The following is an 18,655-nucleotide window of genomic DNA, read 5'->3' as shown; positions in this document are numbered from 1 at the left end:
GTTAAAGTTATCTTACATCATCAGCAGTAGGACCATAAAGCCCTGGAACTTTGTTCCCGGTTGATCTTAAATACACAACCAATTCGCCTCTGTGATGGTACAAATGATTATAAAGAAAACCTCTTACTACCTGAATTCTTGGAGAAGCAGGAAAAATAGCGTTTCCGTTCATTTCCATCTTCCATTCATTGAAATAAGTGCTTTCATCAGAATTTTCCAGAACTTTCTGTGCATTAGCTACATTTTCTTCAAATTTCGCTACAATATTTTCGGCTTTGGAAATGTCACCTTTATCGTACTGATACTGGCCCATGTCAAAGACATCCTGATTAAAAGTAGGGTTGTACCAGTTATAAACTTCCGCAATATGAGAGGCCAGCTGACCGGTAGTCCAGTTTTTTTCAGATGGTTTCCAGTCTAAAGCACTGTCAGGGATTGCTTTTAAAATTTTTCTGGTGTTTTCCGCTTCATGCAGAAACTCACCTAAAAGGGCCTGTTTAATCATTTGTATGAGGGTTAAAATTATTTTGTAATATCTCTTCCGATCACCAGTCTCTGGATTTCAGAAGTTCCTTCTCCAATAGTACAAAGCTTAGAATCTCTGTAGAATTTTTCAGCAGGGAAGTCCTTTGTGTACCCATAACCTCCGAAGATCTGAACTGCGTTGTTAGCAATTCTTACACAAGCTTCAGAAGCATATAATTTTGCCATTGCTCCCTCTTTGGTCATCTTCTGCTTAGCATTTTTTAATGTTGCCGCTCTCTGAATTAGAAGCTCTGCAGCATCAATTTCTGTAGCCATATCAGCTAACATAAAATTGATCGCCTGGAATTCAGAAATTGATTTTCCAAACTGATGTCTTTCTTTAGCATATTTTAAAGCAGCTTTATAAGCTCCTCTTGCAGTTCCTAAACTTAATGCAGCGATAGAAATTCTACCTCCGTCAAGAATTTTCATTGCCTGCTTGAAACCTTCACCTACTTCTCCCAAACGGTGAGAATCCGGCACACGTACATTATCAAAAATTAATTCTGCGGTTTCAGAAGCACGCATTCCTAATTTATTTTCTTTTTTTCCTGAAGTAAAACCAGGCATTCCTTTTTCTAAAACAAAAGCGGTAGAGTTATTTTTAGCTCCCTTTTCTCCTGTTCTGGTCATTACTACTGCAATATCTCCTGAAATTGCGTGAGTAATAAAGTTTTTAGCCCCACTGATGATCCATTCATCACCATCTTTTACAGCGGTGGTAGACATACCTCCTGAATCTGAACCAGTGTTGTGCTCTGTTAGTCCCCAGGCTCCGATTACTTTTCCGGAAGCTAGTTGAGGAAGCCATTTATTTCTTTGTTCTTCATTTCCAAACTCATAAATATGATTGGTACAAAGAGAGTTGTGCGCAGCTACAGAAAGACCAATAGACGGGTCTACCTGAGAAATCTCATCCAGGATCGTAACATATTCGTGATAGCCTAAACCGGAACCTCCGTACTGCTCAGGAACTACGATTCCCATAAAGCCCATTTCTCCCAGCTGGTGGAATAAGTCTTTTGGGAAAGTCTGGCTTTCATCCCACTCCATAATGTTCGGTCGGATATTCTTCTCTGCAAATTCTCTAGCTGTCTCCGCTATCATTTTGATGTTGTCAATTGTCTCTGTATTCATATTGATAATAGTTAGTTCCCAAAGATAACCAAATTGACGGAATGCTAAAAAAAATTATCACATCCATAATATATATCATGTCAATATTTTAATTTCCAATTTTTTATGTTTTGAGAATTAATGTATTCTTAATAAAATATTCAATCTTTTACGTATTTTATTTTACTAATTTAGTCCCCCAATTTTTAAGGCATGAAAAAAATTCTACTTCCTATTATTTTGATTTCTTCTTATATTTTCGCGCAGGCTCCTGCCGGATATTATAACGGGACCGCCGGATTAAGCGGCTATGCCCTGAAATCTAAGGTACATGATATTATTTCGGAGAAAATGATAAACTGGCATTATGATGATCTTCCGAATCTTTATAACCAAACGGATCTTGATAAATATTATGATCACGATGCTTCCAATACAGAATATCTTTTGGATATCTATTCTGAAATTCCTTTGGGGACTGATGCATATGAATACAAGTCTAATCAAATGATTGCTGGTGCTGGAGCTGAAGGAATGGGCTATAACAGAGAACATATGATGCCTCAAAGTACATTTAGCACAAGCTCTAATATTAGTGATTATCCCATGTATTCAGATCTGAATTTCATTGTTCCTGTAGATGCATATATTAACCAGCGAAGAAATAATTATCCTTATGGTGTAGCAGGTACTACTAATTATTATACATTTACTAACAATTCGAAGATCTCAAAGGCTGCCATTCCTAATTATCCTTATACAGGAAGGGTGTATGAACCTATTGATGAGTTTAAAGGGGATGTTGCGAGAACATTACTTTATTTCGCTGTAAGATATGAAGGTAAATTAGGTTCGTTTAATACAGCATATAGTACATCTGCAACTATAACACCGGCTACAGATCAATGTCCGCTTGATGGGACGGAAGAAAGGGCTATTGATCTCCCTTATGTTGCTATGCTTAAGCAATGGAGTGCAATGGATCCTGTTTCACAAAGAGAAATAGATAGAAATAATGCAATATATGCCATCCAGAAAAACAGAAACCCATTTATTGATCATCCGGAATGGATTGATATGATTTGGTCTGAAAATCCAGATAGCATTGCTCCTTTAGCTCCGGGATCACTGGTTTCAACACAGCAGAATGCTTATTTTATTAATCTGAACTGGACCGCTTCTACTGATACAGATGTTTTAGGGTACAGAATTTATATGAATGGTTCTGAAACACCTGTCGCTGTTACAAAAGGAACTGCTATAACCATAGATCACTTAAGTCCGTCTACAACTTATACTTTTACAGTGAAAGCTTTTGATAAAGGATACCTGGAATCTCCATTCAGTAATACGGTTACAGTCTCAACTATTGCTTCAGATTCATTTGCTCCCGACCTTATGATCACAAAATATATATCAGGAACCAATAATACTGCAAATACTATTAAGAATAACGCTCTGGAAATCGTTAATAAAACGGGACATGAAGTCAATTTAAATAATTATAGAATTAACATCCAGCTTAAGAATAATGCTACAGGTGCTATTTATAATGCAGATACTTACGAACTGGAAGGAAAAATAGGGAATAATGAAACTTTTGTAATCCTGAATCCCAAAGCTAATTTAGCTTGCTATTCTAATGATCAGGCTAAATTTGTAACAGCATCAGATCCAATGACTTTTAAAGGAGAGAATTATGTAGAACTGGCTTATAATAAAACAATTACTGTAGACGCAATTGGTACAAAATACGTACTCAACAATAATGGTAATATTTCATTATACAGGAAAAATATAATCAACCAGCCTAATAGTACATTTACTATCGGAGAATGGGACTCTTATCCATCCAATTATTGTCAGAATCTTGGAACATTATCTACTACAGAACTTATTGCATCAAAAGATAAAAAGTTAGGAATATATCCCAATCCTGTATATGACCGCCTTTTTGTAAATGGAGAAATTGAAAAGATAAAAACAGCCCAAATCATTGATTTCTCAGGAAAAGTAATTTATACTGAGAAAGATCCGTTCAGAAACAAGAAAGATATTTCTGTTCAGGGAATTCCTACAGGAACATACATCTTAAGACTGGATGACCATACTCAACAGTTTATTAAAAAATAATAATTACTATTTTAATGATTCGCAACCTAACAGATTTCAAAAACCTGTTAGGTTTTATTTTTTAGAGATCGTAGTCTAACCTTGCCAGAGTTTCAAACTCTGGCAAGGTTAATTAGCCCTGATAGCAGCGGTAACCCCACAGCAAGCAGTGGAAAAAATAGGAGCGAGGAGTATGAGCGGATAGCAGGAAACAGCTCCACCAATAAAAAAATAATAAAAAGTTGAGTTAATATTCAACGGATTATGAACGTTTTCATATTATTTAATCTTTTTTACAATTTTTACATTTCATCTAAAGCTCTCAAAACCTTATGTTTACTATATAATCGATATAAGCAGATTTGCTAATAATCAATATCTATAAGTGTTTGTGCTTATATTTTTTATTTATAAGTAATTATGCTTATATTTGCAGTATGATAGCGGTCATTACCGGTGATATTATAAATTCACAGCATGCAGACACTGAAGTTTGGATTACCAAACTTAAAAATCTTCTCGAAACCTGGGGAAGCGCTCCCGGCACATGGGAAATCTACAGGGGAGATGAATTTCAGTTCAAGTGTAGTATTGACTCTGTTTTCTGGCATTTTCTAGCCATAAAATCACTTATTAAAAGCCAGGAGAATCTTGATGTAAGAATGGCCATAGGTATTGGTGAAGAAAGTTTTTCTTCTGAAAAGATCACCGAATCCAATGGTACCGCTTACGTAAATTCCGGACGGCTTCTGAATGACCTAAAGAATGACGGGCACACTGTTGCTATTAAAACGTCCAATGATACTGTAGACAGAGATCTTAATATCTTATTGAAATGGTCGTCTAAGGATTTTGATAACTGGACTATGGCCACTTCTGAAATCATTCACGAAATGATTATGAACCAGGATATTACCCAGGAAGATCTCGCTAAGAGATTTGCTATTTCACAGTCTTCTATCAGCCAGAGACTGAAACGAGCTAACTATGAGCTCATCGTGGAAACCAATCAGTATTTCAGAAAGAAAATCTCAGAACTATAAGCATGATCTTTATCAAACTCATATTGGCACATCTACTCGGAGATTTTATACTTCAGCCAAATGCATGGGTTGCTGATAAGGAGAACTATAAACTGAAAAGTAAATATTTATACTTTCATGTTCTGATTCACACTGTTTTAAGTTTTGTTTTTCTTTGGGATTTACAACTTTGGTGGGTAGCTGTTGCAGTGGGAATTACCCATCTCATTATTGATGCTGCTAAGCTTAGTTTCCAGACTATAAAAACGAAAAAAAGATGGTTTTTCATTGATCAGCTGCTGCATGTGTTAGTGATTGCAGGAGTATCTTTTTATTTCGGTGAATTTAATTTTGAATTTTTACAGAATCAGGAATTTTTAAAAATACTAATGGCCGCTTTGTTCCTGACAACGCCAGCTTCTATTTTTATCAAAATTCCTTTATCATCATGGACCCCAGCTCCGGATGGTGCCAACTCTATTCAAACCGAGTCTTTATCAAGTGCCGGAAAATATATCGGAATTTTAGAACGTCTGTTGGTATTTACCTTTATTATGGTAAATCACTGGGAAGGCGTAGGTTTCATGGTAGCAGCCAAATCTGTTTTCAGGTTCAGCGACCTTGCACAGGCAAAACAGAGAAAACTTACAGAATATGTATTGATTGGTACACTGCTAAGTTTTGGACTGGCTGTCTTAACAGGAATAATAATAAAATAAATCAATAAATCTAACTACAATTTAGAAAGTAAAATTATGAGTCAAAAGAAAGAAATGTTGTACGAGGGGAAAGCAAAACAAGTATTTGCAACCGATAATCCTGATGAAGTAGTAGTACGTTTCAAAGACGATGCTACAGCATTTAATGCTCAAAAGAAAGGGCAGGTTGACCTGAAAGGGGAAATGAACAACGCCATCACTACTCTTATTTTTGAATATTTAAATGAAAAAGGGATCAAAACTCATTTCATCAAACAATTGGACGAAAGAGAGCAGTTGGTAAGAAAAGTATCAATCATTCCTTTGGAAATGGTGGTAAGAAACTACTCTGCAGGAAGTATGGCACAAAGATTAGGAGTGGAAGAAGGAATTAAGTCTCCGGTAACCATTTTCGATATCTGCTATAAAAAAGACGAATTGGGAGATCCGCTTATCAATGATCACCACGCTGTTTTCTTAGGAGCTGCAACTTACGAAGAGCTTGATGAAATGTATGAATTAACTTCAGACATCAACGAGATCCTTATCGACCTGTTTGACAAAATCAATATCATCCTTGTAGATTTCAAAATCGAATTAGGAAAAACTTCAGACGGTGAAATCATTCTTGCAGACGAAATTTCTCCTGACACTTGCAGACTTTGGGATAAAGATACCATGAAGAAGCTTGACAAAGACAGATTCAGAAGAGACTTAGGAGAAGTAACTGAGGCATATGTTGAAATTTACAACCGTCTTAAAAATCTTTTAAAGAAATAAGATTTGAGATACTAGATTTCAGATATCAGATGTGGGTGCTGAAAATACTTTGTTAGTTAAAACAAAATTAAAATTTGAAGTTAGCTTTTAGTCTGAGATCTGAAATCTGACTTCTAAGATCTACAATTAGAAAAAATAGAAATGAAAAGTTTAGACATTCATAAAAGTGAATATTTAAAACAGTTTGAAAACCAGGTTTACGGAAGAAACCTTTTCAGAACTCAGGAGGAGGAAAGATTGGATGCTCCTAATGAGGAATGTGGAATCTTCGGACTGTATTCAGATGAAGATCTGGATACATTTTCTCTTTCGCAATTCGGGCTTTTTGCACTACAGCACAGAGGCCAGGAAGCTTGTGGTATTTCCGTTTTAAAGGACGGGAAAATCACCAACATGAAAGATGAGGGGCTGGTTTTAGACGTTTATAAAGACATTCAGGAACCTGAAACTTTTATGGGAAATTCTGCAATTGGGCATACCCGTTATACCACTGCAGGAGATAAAAAGAAATATAACTTCCAGCCATTTTTCGCGAAAAACGAATATGACCAAATTATACTTTCTATAGCACACAATGGTAACCTTACCAATGCGAAAGAATTAAAAGCTGAATTAGAAGCTGAAGGCGTGGTTTTCAGAGCAACTTCTGATTCTGAGGTGATCTTAAGGTTGATTCAGAAAAACCTTGATCTTGGACTTCGTGGAGCCATTAAAGCAACCATGGAGAAAATTGAAGGAGCATATTCCGTTGTAGGAATGACAAGAAATAAATTCTTTGCTTTCAGAGACTTCAACGGTATCCGTCCATTGGTTTTAGGAGCGATTAATGAAAATTCTTATGTAGTTGCTTCTGAATCTGTAGCATTAGATGCGGTAGGCGCTCAGTATGTACGTGACATTCTTCCTGGAGAAATCATTTATACTAACGAAAATGAGCCTGGAAAACTTCATTCTTATATGATGGATGAAGCCAAAGGAAAACAGAGAATCTGTTCTTTTGAATACATCTATTTTGCAAGACCTGACTCTACCTTAGAAAACATTAATGTTTATGAGATTAGAGAAAAATCCGGGGAAAAGATCTGGGATCAGGCTCCTGTAGAAGCAGACTTGGTTATCGGAGTTCCGGATTCCGGAGTTCCTGCTGCTATTGGATTCTCAAAAGCATCCGGAATACCTTTCCGTCCTGTTTTGATCAAAAACAGATACATCGGAAGAAGTTTCATTGTTCCTACGCAGGAAATGAGAGAAAGGGTAGTAAACCTGAAGCTTAACCCGATTATTTCTGAAATGAAAGACAAAAGGGTAGTAATCATTGATGATTCTATCGTTCGTGGAACAACCTCTAAAAGATTGGTTAAAATTCTGAAAGATGCAGGCGTAAAAGAAATTCACTTCAGAAGTGTTTCTCCGCCAATTATCGCTCCATGTTATCTGGGAATTGATACTCCCTCAAAAGATGATCTGATTTCAGCAAACATGACTACAGAGGAACTTAAAAACTATTTAGGAGTAGATTCCTTAGAATTCTTAAGCATAGACAACCTGAAAGATATTTTAGGGTCTTCCAATCACTGCTTTGGATGTTTTACAGAAGAATATCCAGTAGGAAAAGGAGAGGAAGTAGAATTATTTAATTAATATTTCTTACATAAACAGAGAGCCAGGCATTTATTGCCTGGTTTTTTTATGATATAAATGTCATTCCCTAGGAACCGAGGAATCTCAAAATATTATAAAACGTAGCACAATCTTAATATTCCAGTATTATACAGTACATAAGTAAATTTTAATTTTATAGAATTAAATATTGAAGAATGAAAAATGTACTTTTCACGGCCCTTTTTTTGGCATTTACCCAACTTTATACTGCTCAATCTTTCGATAACCAGGCGCATCGCGGTGGAAAATCTTTATATCCCGAGAACACAATCCCGGCTATGAAAAATGCCTTAAGAATGAATGTAACAACCCTTGAAATGGATCTGGCTATCACAAAAGATAAGAAAGTGATCTTATCTCATGATTCTTTCCTTTCACCAGAATTAGTAACAAAACCTAATGGAACCTATATCCCAAAAGACTCCGGCTTTTATTACAAGATTTATGAAATGCCTTACACAAAGATTCAGACATTTGATGTGGGTTTAAAAAAACTCGAAAACTATCCTGATCAAAAGAAAATGAAGGCTCAGAAACCTCTTTTTTCTGATGTAATAGATGCTGCTGAAAGCTATGCCCGTGAATTGAAAAGGCCTCTGCCTTATTATAATATAGAAACCAAAACACGCCCTTTCTCTGACAATATCTTTCATCCGGAACCTAAAGAATTTGTAGATTTAATGATGAAAATTATTCTTGAAAAAAGAATTCAGGATAGAGCTATTATTCAGTCTTTCGACCCCAGAACACTTGAAATTATTCATAAAGAATATCCTAAAATAATGACAGCCTTACTTGTAGAAAAAGTGGATGATCAAAAACTGGCACAACAACGAGCCCATTTCAAACACATTGCGGTTGAAAAATTTAAATTATATCCGGATCATCTGAATGGAGTAGCAGGAGATATGAAGTTTTTAAGCTTCACTCCAACTATTTATAGTCCGGATCATAGACTGGTTACTTCTCAACTCGTACAGGAATGCCACGCATTAGGCATGAAAGTGATCCCGTGGACCGTGAATACCAAAGAAAGATTACAGGAGTTAAAAAGCATGGGAATAGATGGGGTAATCAGTGATGACCCAAGAATATTTGAAAAGTGATTTGTTCTAAAGACTGAAGAAACGAAGCTATTATCACTAAAAATAATATTATTGAGATCTTTGTGCTTTGTCATTCCGACGAAGGAGGAATCTCAATCCATTTAGTAGATTCTTCATTTCACTCCGTTTCATCCAGAATGACAGCACACATATTAAAATGATACCTGAGATTACAACAGCAACCTGACCAAAATATAAATAGCCGGAAGAATTTCTTCCGGCTATTTTATGCGATACAGAAATCTGTATCTAAGTTAAAAAATTGGTTTATTTTTTTATTAGAACTTATAGTTCAGACCTAATTGGAAAACTCTGTTGTTGTTTTCAGCAGCTGGTCTGCTTTTTTCGATCTTTGTTAAGCTGTTTGTATATCTAGCACTAATTCCAATATTATTGGTAATATCATACCCTAGACCAAGACCTAAACCAAAGTTGAATCTGTTGATGTTATCCTTATTAATATCATCAGACTGAGATTGAGATGTTGTTGTTGTTACCCCTCCCGTAGTAGTAGCTATAGTAGCTTCTCCTTTAGTCTTTCCATTGATAAAATAGCTGAACTCAGGACCTGCTTCAATATAGAATTTATCCATAGGTCTCATTTGTACCATTAAAGGAACTGAAATATAGTTCATTGTTACTTTGCTTTCTCCTTTAGTTTTTACAGTAGTTGCTCCTGTAGTCGTTTCTGTTGAATAGGCTACATCTCTTGCTCCCATTTGGTTATATAAAACCTCTGGTTGTAAACTGAATTGTTTAGAGATAGGAATGTTAACAAAAGCTCCGGCATGGAAACCTAATTTCTGGCTGTTCATTCCGAATTGTTGTTCACTGAAATACGCTGAGTTTCCTCCGGCTTTAATACCAAATCTAACAGGTTGAACGTCTTTTTTAAGAGGTGATGTATTTACAGTTGTTGATTCCTGAGCAAAGGCTAATGTACCAGCAGTTAATGCCAGTCCTAAAAATAACTTCTTCATAATTTTTATTTTTTAATTTTTACTACTTGATGGTCTTTCAACCATTCGCGGTTTATTTTGCAAAATGCTTGCCAAACTCGAAAAACCTAGATTTAAAGCTGTTTTATAGGGGTTTTTCAATTAAAAAAAGAATTGTAATATTCTGATTTGTATAAAATATTTCAACATATATGGAATATTTTTGATAAATTTTATGTTAAAATCATCCTATATGGAAATATATCTTAATTAGTAATATTATATTTTTTCATCATGAGAAAATCCAATTGAAAGAACTTTATTCCTAAAAACAAAAAACCAGGTATTGAAAAATACCTGGCTTACATCGAAAAATAATAAATATCTATTTGAATTTATATGCTACACCCACCTGAAAGGCATTGTTTCTTATTTTGTAATCTGAATCACGGTTATCCAGAATATTGGTAATACCTGCTGTAAATCTTGCTGTCACCCCAAATTTTGGAGTAAAATAATATCCCGCACCAATACCAATACCCAATTGGAATCTGTTGTAAAGATCCATATCTAATTTTTCAGAAAAACTCTCATGAGTAGTTGATGTTGTATTTCCAAATCTTTGAGTAATGGTATCATCTCCCTTGAATTTTCCGCCTAGTAAAAACCCAAATTCAGGACCTGCTTCAACGTAAAGCTGTGGAAGAATGTTATACTGAACCATAACGGGTAGAACAAGGTAATTCAAATTTGCTGAATAGTCAGAATCTCTTCTGTAGTTACCATTGTTATATCTTTCTCTTTCTTCAATTTTAGAACCTAATTGACTGAAAAGAAGTTCCGGTTGAACACTGAATTTTTCCGCTACAGGAATATTAACGAAAACTCCTGCATGAAAACCTGCTTTCATTTTATTTTCATCGTCATAATAATCCCTATTGTTATTGTCAGAAAAATTAGAGAGGCTCAATCCTCCTTTAACTCCAAAAGTAACAGGAGAAGATGATTTGGTTTTTTCTTGTGCATTGATAAAAAGGCTACCTGCAAATGCCAATCCTATGAATAATTTTTTCATGATTATTAAAGTTTAAATTTCCCTCACACTGTAGCAAAAGTCCCGCCAAAAAGAGGAAAAATGATAAAAGTCACATAAAAGCGAAAAAGTCAGATTTAACAAGTAAACCTGACTTTTTCTATTGAAATCAAAATGTATTCTATGGAGCGTGGAAATACAGATCTGTATTTCCTTGATCTATTTTCAACTACACATCAATAGCAACAGTACTTTATTTATGATTCTAAAATCATAGCATAAAGCTGAAGCTTAAAGACGTTTTAAAAACAGATACAATTATTACTCTACACGCAAATTTCTTGCCAAAAAAATTAAATAAGGATTCTTACATAAAAAAACCGGATTATAATAAATAATCCGGCTATAAATTTGTTATGAAATTTATGTCTAGACTTAGAATTTATAAGCTAAACCAATTTGAAATACATCACTTTTTGTAGAGCTTGTGTATCCAGGTCTGTCTTTCCCAATATTAGTTAATCCAGCAACATATCTTACGTTGACTCCGATATTGGGAGTAAAGTAGTAGCCAGCTCCTAGACCAAGTCCGAAATCAAATGTTTTAAATATATCTTTACCATCTATTGAGCTAGATGGAAATTTAACCTTTGAGCTTACCAAGAAGTTAAATTGTGGGCCTGCTTCCAAATATAAATTAGGAAGAGCATTATATTGTAGCATTACCGGTATAGAGATATAATCTAAATTAACTTTGCTGTCTGTCGATAAATGTTTTGCTCCCATTCCACTATATAATACTTCAGGCTGTACGGAAAAATCCTTTGCTACTGGAATATTAGCAAATGCCCCTCCATAGAACCCGGTTTTTGAACTGAATTCAGAATCAGAAAGGCTAGAAATGTTAATACCTGCTTTTAGACCAAATCTAATAGGAGAAGAAGAGGCTGTATTAGTAGACGTTTTTTGTGCAAAAACAAATGTACCTGCTACAAGAGCCAGGCATGGAAAAATTTTTTTCATAAATGGATTTTTTATTTTTTTTAACATTTACTTCATATTCAAACAGCATGCCAAAAAAGATAAAATAAAAATATAATCATCTGGTAATCAGTGTTTAAGAAAAATTAAATTTCATTGTAATATAAAAAAATATTATTTATTTTTGCCATTATATTTTATTTGTGTTATATTTTTTAACAAAATTTAATATTCAATAAAAAAATCAGGTTAAATTTTTAACCTGATTTTTTTATGAACTGGAGTATGATTAATAAAACCGTTCTTAGAACTTATAAGATAAACCAACTTGGAATACTCCATTTTTGGTAGAATCTGTACCACCAGGTCTATCTTTATTAATGTCTGTTAATCCTGCAACATATCTCAAGTTAACTCCGATATTAGGAGTAAAGTAATAACCAGCTCCAAGACCTAGTCCGAAATCAAAAGTTTTCAATCCGTCTTTGATATCCATAGAGTTGGAATTATATTTTGCTTTTGCACTCATTAAGAAACTGAATTGAGGTCCTGCTTCTAAATATAGGTTAGGAAGTGCATTGTACTGAAACATTACTGGTACTGAGATATAATCTAGATTAGCTTTAAGATCACTATTTGCGCTAGATTTTGCTCCCATACCACTGTATAGTACTTCTGGCTGAACAGAGAAGTCTTGTGCTACTGGAATATTAGCAAATACTCCACCATAGAAACCAGCCTTTGATTTTGAATCACTATCAGTAAAACTAGAAACGTTAAGACCAGCTTTGATTCCAAATCTAACTGGAGAAGATGATGCTGTATTGCTTGAAGTTTTTTGTGCGAAAGAGAAAGTACCTGCTACTAATGCTAGGCCTAAAAAAATCTTTTTTCATAAGTATTTATTTAATAGTTTTTAAGTTTTGTTTAACATTTTTTATGTTATCAAATATTATGCCATAATAAAATTGTTCTTTATTGTTTTAATATTAAATAATCTTATTTTATAAAAAACATTTAATGACCTATAAAAATAATTAGTAACCATAAAATCATGTTTTTCCTTAATTTATAGATCTATTCACGTACCTTAAGATTTAAAATAAAAAAAGACCAGGCTAGAATTAACCTGATCTTTCTATTGAATATAAAATTTGTTACTGAATGTTAAGAAGCTTATCTAAATTTATAAGCTAATCCTACTTGGAATACATTGTTTCTGATCGCATCAGATCCGCTAGGTCTGTCTTTCGCAATATCCGTTAAACCTGCAACATATCTGGCAGTGATTCCAAAGTTTGGAGTAAAGTAATATCCTGCTCCTAAACCGATCCCAAAGTTGAATGTATTCAGATCATCTTTGAAATTTTCCGTTGTAGATGACTGTCCTGTAGATTCATTCTTAACTTTGTTCTTAGCGCTTACCATGAAACCGAACTCTGGTCCAGCTTCTAAATAAAGGTTAGGAAGTGCGTTATACTGGAACATTACCGGCACTGTTATATAATCTAGTTTGGTAGAGTTTGAGATGGTTGTATTTCCTAATTTATAATCAGACTTCTCTCCATACTGAGAATACAATACCTCTGGCTGAATGCTGAATGAAGAGGCTACCGGGATGTTGGCAAATACACCAGCATTGAATCCGATTTTAGATTTTTGATCATCCAGACTGTTATTTTTTGATAATGAAGAAACGTTCATTCCTCCTTTTACCCCAAATGATACCGGATTAGAAGAAGGTGTCTGTTGAGCGAATGCTAATGTTCCTGCAGTTACTGCTAATCCTAAAATTAACTTTTTCATAACTTTAAATTTTTAATTTTTACTCTTTCTTAATTTTAAATTTTACTACTTGTTCACATTTCTGTTGAACGCTGGAGATCTTTCAAATTGCTTGCCAAAAATATTTTTCATGATTAAAATCAATAATAAAAACGTAGATCTTAAATTTTAATACATTGATTTACAGTATTTTATTTTTTTAATTAAACGTTTGTTTATAAACTGTCTAAATTGACAATTTTGTTAAAAGCAACAAGAATTCAAGTTTAATTTTAATAAGATCAAGTAATATTTTTCCGTTTATTGTAAAAAAGAACAGTTTCAAAAGTTTTTTTGATGTTTAGCTGAACTTTATTATATAGCCTGATTTCTTTAAACAAGGCAACTAAACCCTGATTATCTCATTTTGCTTTATTAATTTTGTAGATCATTATAAAATGATAACCTGATACTCTTACAAAACAGATCTTTGAATTTGTAAGGATTCACTAATCTCTACCCTATGAAAAAGTGCACATTGCTGCTGTTATTTCTTTTCTTTGAAAATACTTTCCAGGCCCAGGTGGGTATTAATACCATAGACCCTAATCCTTCTTCTGTACTTGACGTTGTAGGTTCTGACAAAGGAATCCTAATCCCCCGAATCGCACTGACCGGAAGTTCAGATACCATGACAGTACCGTCTCCTGCCAATTCTCTAATGATTTACAACACCGCTTCCGTAAACGGAATCGTTCCGGGATATTATTATTGGAATACAACTGCCGGACGATGGATAAAAGTATTGGATGATTTAACACCTATTGTGATGACAGGATGGAGTCTTACCGGAAATTCCGGTATGGTAAACGGAGTTAATTATATAGGAACTTCTGATAATGTAGATGTTATTTTTAAAAGAAATAATATAGTATCCGGGGTATTAAATACAACGAACACAATATTTGGCGTAAATAGTCTGACAGCCAACACATCCGGCCTTAATAATACTGCAGTGGGCGTCAATAATTTAATTTCAAATACCATAGGAAGTATGAATACAGCCATAGGAGCGGAAGTGTTGAGCAGTAATAAATCCGGAATACAGAATACGGGTTACGGATACCGGGCTTTATATTCGAACCTGGATGGTAATAATAATGTGGCCAATGGTTATTTTTCACTTTTTTCTGCTAAAAGTACCATAAGTAATGTGGGTATTGGAGCCAGTTCGCTTAGGGAGCTGGTATCGGGTGATTACAATATAGGAATAGGAGGAGATGCTTTCCGAATGATTCCGGGAGGAAGAGGAAATACCGCAATTGGCGGATCTGCAGGATATAATTTAAATACAGCTAATAATTATAACACTTTTATTGGTTTCCGGGCTGGTGCAGGACTTGTTTCTGGAAAAGCAAATACCATTATAGGGGCCAATGTAAGCACATTGCCTGCTTCTCTTTCAAATAACGTGATCATTGCCGATGGGGATGGAAACAGAAGAATCAATATTGATCAGAACGGAAATATTGGTATTGGTACGAATGAACCGAAATTTCCGTTGGATATCCGGTTAAAGACCAGTTCATGGCCTTTGACAGTATCAAGTCTTACATATTATGGGATAAGCCCTGATTCGGGATCTCCTGACGGAATACTGACTACCTATCCGAATTATACCAATGATATTGGGGCTTTCAATACGAATACGTCTATTTATGCAGATGGAAATATTATATCGGTAGGAAAACTGAGTGTAGCACAAACCTCTCTTTTTTCAGATAAAAGAATTAAAAATATCATAGGAAAATCAGACACTGCAAAGGATTTAACGACCTTAAAAAAGTTAGTTGTTACCGATTATTTGATGAAAGATGAGGCTGTGTATGGGAGAAAAGAATTTAAAAAGGTAATTGCTCAAGAAGTGGAAGCAGTATATCCACAGGCAGTTAGTAAAAATAATGTAAAAACTTTTATTCCCAATATCTATCAGTCTGCTCAACAAAATGATGCGGTTTTTACCTTCGAGAAACCTATTGCTATTTCTAAAGAGGATAAATTTCTTAAAATTTTTGATGAAACCGGGGAAATTATATTGAGAATTAAAAATAGTACTCCTAAGAGTATTACAGTACATTTGGAAGGTAAAAAACTTAAAGGAAAGCTCTTTGTTTACGGAACTGAAGTAACAGATCTGAGAACAGTAGATTATGATGCTTTATCTATGCTGAATATTTCTGCAACTCAGGAGCTGGTAAAAAAGATAGAAGCGTTAGAAAATGAAAATAAGATGTTAAAAAAATCGAATATGGAAATGCAGCAAACACAAACCATCTTTGAAGAACGCTTAAAACGTCTGGAATCGTCATTTGCAAAACAGAGATAAATAGTAAGCCCTGCTTAAATAGCAGGGTTTACTATAATATGAGATTCAGATAATACTATATAAAAAATGTTTATGCATTATTTAGATTTCTGTAGAAAGATAGTGATTCAAGGATATTTTTTTGGCTGCACTGATGATCATAATTGCAAGCACCAATATTGGTAAGCAGAGAAAAATTAATCTTACTATCCACATTTTTTTTGTCATTTAAAAGCAAAGCCGTAATATCTTCATCCTTAAAATCACTGATATCTAAATAAGGATAATATCTCTGGATGTTTTCAATGATCACTTTTGAATCTTCTTCTGAAATAAGGTTTTCAAGATAGGCAAGATGTGCTTCACAAATCATTCCCATAGCCACAGCTTCTCCGTGCAGAATTGGATTTCCTTGTTGCAAACAAAGACTTTCCACTGCGTGTCCTATGGTATGTCCGAAATTCAGGGTTTTTCTGATATTGCTTTCATGGAAATCTTTTTCTACGACATCCTGTTTAATATCCATAGAATTTTGAATATAAGGTGTTACGGCTTCCACATCAAGCTTATGAATCTGAATCAGCTGATTCCAATGAGCTTTATCAGCAATGAGTCCGTGTTTCAGCATTTCAGCAAATCCACTTCTTAATTCTTTAAAAGGCAATGTTTCTAAAAATTTAGGATAAATAAAGATCTGCTCCGGGAAGGCGAATGTTCCCACCATATTTTTATAATGCATCAGATCAATTCCTGTTTTTCCACCAATAGAGGCATCACACATAGATAACAGGGTAGTAGGGATATTAATGAACTGAATTCCTCTTTTATAGGTAGATGCTACAAAACCTCCCATATCAGTAATCACACCACCGCCAAGGTTGATCACCAATGCTTTTCGGTCCGCCTGCATTTCTGTAAGAATTTCCCAAAGCTGATTAGCGGTCTGGATATTCTTCATTTCTTCTCCTGCTTCAATTTCCAGAATCTCAAACCCAAGATCTGTTTCCATGTTGCCTAAAAGAACCGGAAGGCAGTATTCATGTGTGTTTTCATCCACCAAAATAAAAATTTTACTGAATGTTTTCTCATGAAGAAAATCGTTGAGTTGAGAAAAATTATCGTTTAATATTGTTATCATCTTCGAAAATATGTAAGGTTAAAATGTAAACTATTCTGCAAAGTTATGATTCTTAATTTTTAACTCGTAACTAAATTACTATCTTTGCAAAAATTTTTAGAATGAGCAGAGATAATAATAATTCAGACAGATCAAAGAGACCAAGAATTTCAACCAAGAAAAGTTCTGATGATTCTCGTGCTTCCAGATCTGGAAATTCTTCAGGATCAAAACCTTTTAAAAAGCCTTTCTCTAAAGATGGAGCAAGAAAAGGTCCCGAACATTCAGGATCCAACTCAAGATTTGAAAAGAAACCATTCAAGAAAAATACCGGGAGTTTTAATAGCTCAAGTGATGATTCTGAATCAAAATCTGAAAGTAGAGCTTATATCACGAATAAAAGTGAAAGCTACGAAAGAAAATCTTTTGGAAAACCTAAAAGAGGAGGAAAAAGCTTCGATACTAGAGACAAGTATGAAAGAGGCAGCTTGAAATATGGTAGAAGACCATCTAATGGAGACGAAAAAGCTGATGATAAAACAAGATCTTTTGTACAGAAAAGAAGACTGAACAAGATTGACAAAGACATTCATAAAGACAGCATCCGTCTTAATAAGTATATTGCTAATTCCGGAATCTGCAGCAGGAGAGAGGCTGATGAGCTTATCACTCAAGGGCTTGTAGAGGTAAACGGAAAAGTAGTAACTGAAATGGGATATCAGGTACAGAAAACCGATAGAGTTGTTTTTGACGGACAAAGCATTACCCCGGAAAAACCGGTATATGTACTTCTAAACAAACCAAAAGGGTATATTTCTACTACTAAGGATGATAAAGCAAGAAAAACCGTAATGGATCTTGTTGCGAATGCTTCTCCTTATAGACTTTTCCCGGTTGGAAGATTAGATCGTTCTACTACAGGAGTTATCTTATTGACCAATGACGGACACATGACTAAAAAACTTACGCATCCATCTTTTGATGCTAAGAAGATATACCATGTAACGTTGGATAAGAAACTGACTGGTGAAGATTTACGTCTTATTGCAGAAGGAATTCGTCTTGATGAAGGAGTAGCGGTAGTAGATCAGATTTCTTACATTGAAGGTAAACCTAAGAATGAAATCGGAATTGAGATCCACATCGGATGGAACCGTGTTATCAGAAGAATTTTCCAAAGATTAGGGTACGAGGTGGAATCGTTAGATCGAGTAATGTTTGCCGGATTAACGAAGAAAAACATTAAGAGAGGACACTGGAGAATTCTTTCAGAACTGGAAGTGAACAATCTTAAAATGCTTTAATATAATTTTAAAGCATTGTACATAAAGAAGCGCGGAATTTATTTCTGCGCTTTTTTTGTGTTAATTAAATGAAATATTTCGCCTATTTAAAATTTGATCTTATTCAAAAATAAATGTCTCATATTTGAGACA

General features: G+C 34.5%; 16 protein-coding genes. 8 read left to right on the top strand and 8 right to left on the bottom strand.

What is annotated here, in order from left to right:
• Positions 1-7: 7 nt before the first annotated feature.
• Both H5J24_RS10380 and H5J24_RS10375 read right to left on the bottom strand, forming a co-directional pair.
• Complete coding sequence (locus H5J24_RS10380) at positions 8-505, bottom strand: DinB family protein (protein ID WP_068943245.1); 498 nt, start codon at positions 503-505, stop codon at positions 8-10.
• Between the two features lie 17 nt (positions 506-522).
• Positions 523-1,662, bottom strand: coding sequence for an acyl-CoA dehydrogenase family protein (locus H5J24_RS10375; RefSeq protein ID WP_068943246.1), 1,140 nt, complete (start codon positions 1,660-1,662; stop codon positions 523-525).
• 192 nt (positions 1,663-1,854) lie between these two features.
• On the opposite strand from H5J24_RS10375, the gene H5J24_RS10370 reads away from it, so the two are divergent.
• The 6 genes from H5J24_RS10370 (at position 1,855) to H5J24_RS10345 (ending at position 9,021) form a co-directional block, all read left to right on the top strand.
• Positions 1,855-3,774 (top strand): endonuclease, encoded by a 1,920-nt coding sequence (locus H5J24_RS10370; protein ID WP_068943247.1) that lies wholly within the window; start codon positions 1,855-1,857, stop codon positions 3,772-3,774.
• Positions 3,775-4,190: 416 nt separating this feature from the next.
• Positions 4,191-4,796, top strand: a complete 606-nt coding sequence (locus tag H5J24_RS10365; protein WP_068943248.1) for a SatD family protein — start codon at positions 4,191-4,193, stop codon at positions 4,794-4,796.
• 2 nt (positions 4,797-4,798) lie between these two features.
• Positions 4,799-5,494, top strand: coding sequence for a DUF3307 domain-containing protein (locus tag H5J24_RS10360; RefSeq protein ID WP_068943249.1), 696 nt, complete (start codon positions 4,799-4,801; stop codon positions 5,492-5,494).
• A gap of 36 nt (positions 5,495-5,530) precedes the next feature.
• Positions 5,531-6,253 (top strand): phosphoribosylaminoimidazolesuccinocarboxamide synthase, encoded by a 723-nt coding sequence (gene purC, locus H5J24_RS10355; RefSeq protein WP_068943250.1) that lies wholly within the window; start codon positions 5,531-5,533, stop codon positions 6,251-6,253.
• A gap of 141 nt (positions 6,254-6,394) precedes the next feature.
• Positions 6,395-7,894: an amidophosphoribosyltransferase gene (purF, locus tag H5J24_RS10350; RefSeq protein WP_068943251.1), complete on the top strand. Its 1,500-nt coding sequence runs from the start codon at positions 6,395-6,397 to the stop codon at positions 7,892-7,894.
• A gap of 176 nt (positions 7,895-8,070) precedes the next feature.
• On the top strand, positions 8,071-9,021 hold the full coding sequence (locus H5J24_RS10345) for a glycerophosphodiester phosphodiesterase family protein (RefSeq protein WP_068943252.1): 951 nt from the start codon (positions 8,071-8,073) through the stop codon (positions 9,019-9,021).
• Between the two features lie 278 nt (positions 9,022-9,299).
• On the opposite strand, the gene H5J24_RS10340 is transcribed toward H5J24_RS10345, so the two are convergent.
• The 5 genes from H5J24_RS10340 to H5J24_RS10320 form a co-directional block, all read right to left on the bottom strand.
• Positions 9,300-10,001, bottom strand: coding sequence for a porin family protein (locus tag H5J24_RS10340; protein WP_068943253.1), 702 nt, complete (start codon positions 9,999-10,001; stop codon positions 9,300-9,302).
• A gap of 343 nt (positions 10,002-10,344) precedes the next feature.
• Positions 10,345-11,034, bottom strand: a complete 690-nt coding sequence (locus tag H5J24_RS10335) for a porin family protein (protein WP_068943254.1) — start codon at positions 11,032-11,034, stop codon at positions 10,345-10,347.
• Positions 11,035-11,427: 393 nt separating this feature from the next.
• Positions 11,428-12,015 (bottom strand): porin family protein, encoded by a 588-nt coding sequence (locus H5J24_RS10330; protein ID WP_068945090.1) that lies wholly within the window; start codon positions 12,013-12,015, stop codon positions 11,428-11,430.
• Positions 12,016-12,277: 262 nt separating this feature from the next.
• The gene (locus H5J24_RS10325) at positions 12,278-12,859 is read right to left on the bottom strand and encodes a porin family protein (protein WP_232816372.1); all 582 of its coding nucleotides are present in this window, start codon (positions 12,857-12,859) and stop codon (positions 12,278-12,280) included.
• Positions 12,860-13,149: 290 nt separating this feature from the next.
• Positions 13,150-13,779 (bottom strand): porin family protein, encoded by a 630-nt coding sequence (locus H5J24_RS10320; RefSeq protein WP_068943256.1) that lies wholly within the window; start codon positions 13,777-13,779, stop codon positions 13,150-13,152.
• 481 nt (positions 13,780-14,260) lie between these two features.
• On the opposite strand from H5J24_RS10320, the gene H5J24_RS10315 reads away from it, so the two are divergent.
• Positions 14,261-16,123, top strand: a complete 1,863-nt coding sequence (locus tag H5J24_RS10315) for a tail fiber domain-containing protein (RefSeq protein WP_068943257.1) — start codon at positions 14,261-14,263, stop codon at positions 16,121-16,123.
• 70 nt (positions 16,124-16,193) lie between these two features.
• On the opposite strand, the gene aroB is transcribed toward H5J24_RS10315, so the two are convergent.
• On the bottom strand, positions 16,194-17,240 hold the full coding sequence (aroB, locus tag H5J24_RS10310) for a 3-dehydroquinate synthase (protein WP_068943258.1): 1,047 nt from the start codon (positions 17,238-17,240) through the stop codon (positions 16,194-16,196).
• 101 nt (positions 17,241-17,341) lie between these two features.
• Here aroB and H5J24_RS10305 point away from each other — a divergent pair, with 101 nt between their 5' ends.
• Positions 17,342-18,523: a pseudouridine synthase gene (locus H5J24_RS10305; protein WP_096788298.1), complete on the top strand. Its 1,182-nt coding sequence runs from the start codon at positions 17,342-17,344 to the stop codon at positions 18,521-18,523.
• The last annotated feature ends 132 nt before the right edge of the window (positions 18,524-18,655 follow it).

This window comes from Chryseobacterium capnotolerans (assembly GCF_021278965.1).
Taxonomy (GTDB): domain Bacteria; phylum Bacteroidota; class Bacteroidia; order Flavobacteriales; family Weeksellaceae; genus Chryseobacterium; species Chryseobacterium capnotolerans.
The sequence above is the reverse complement of the archived record's forward strand: the minus strand, read 5'-3'. Positions and strand labels throughout refer to the sequence as shown.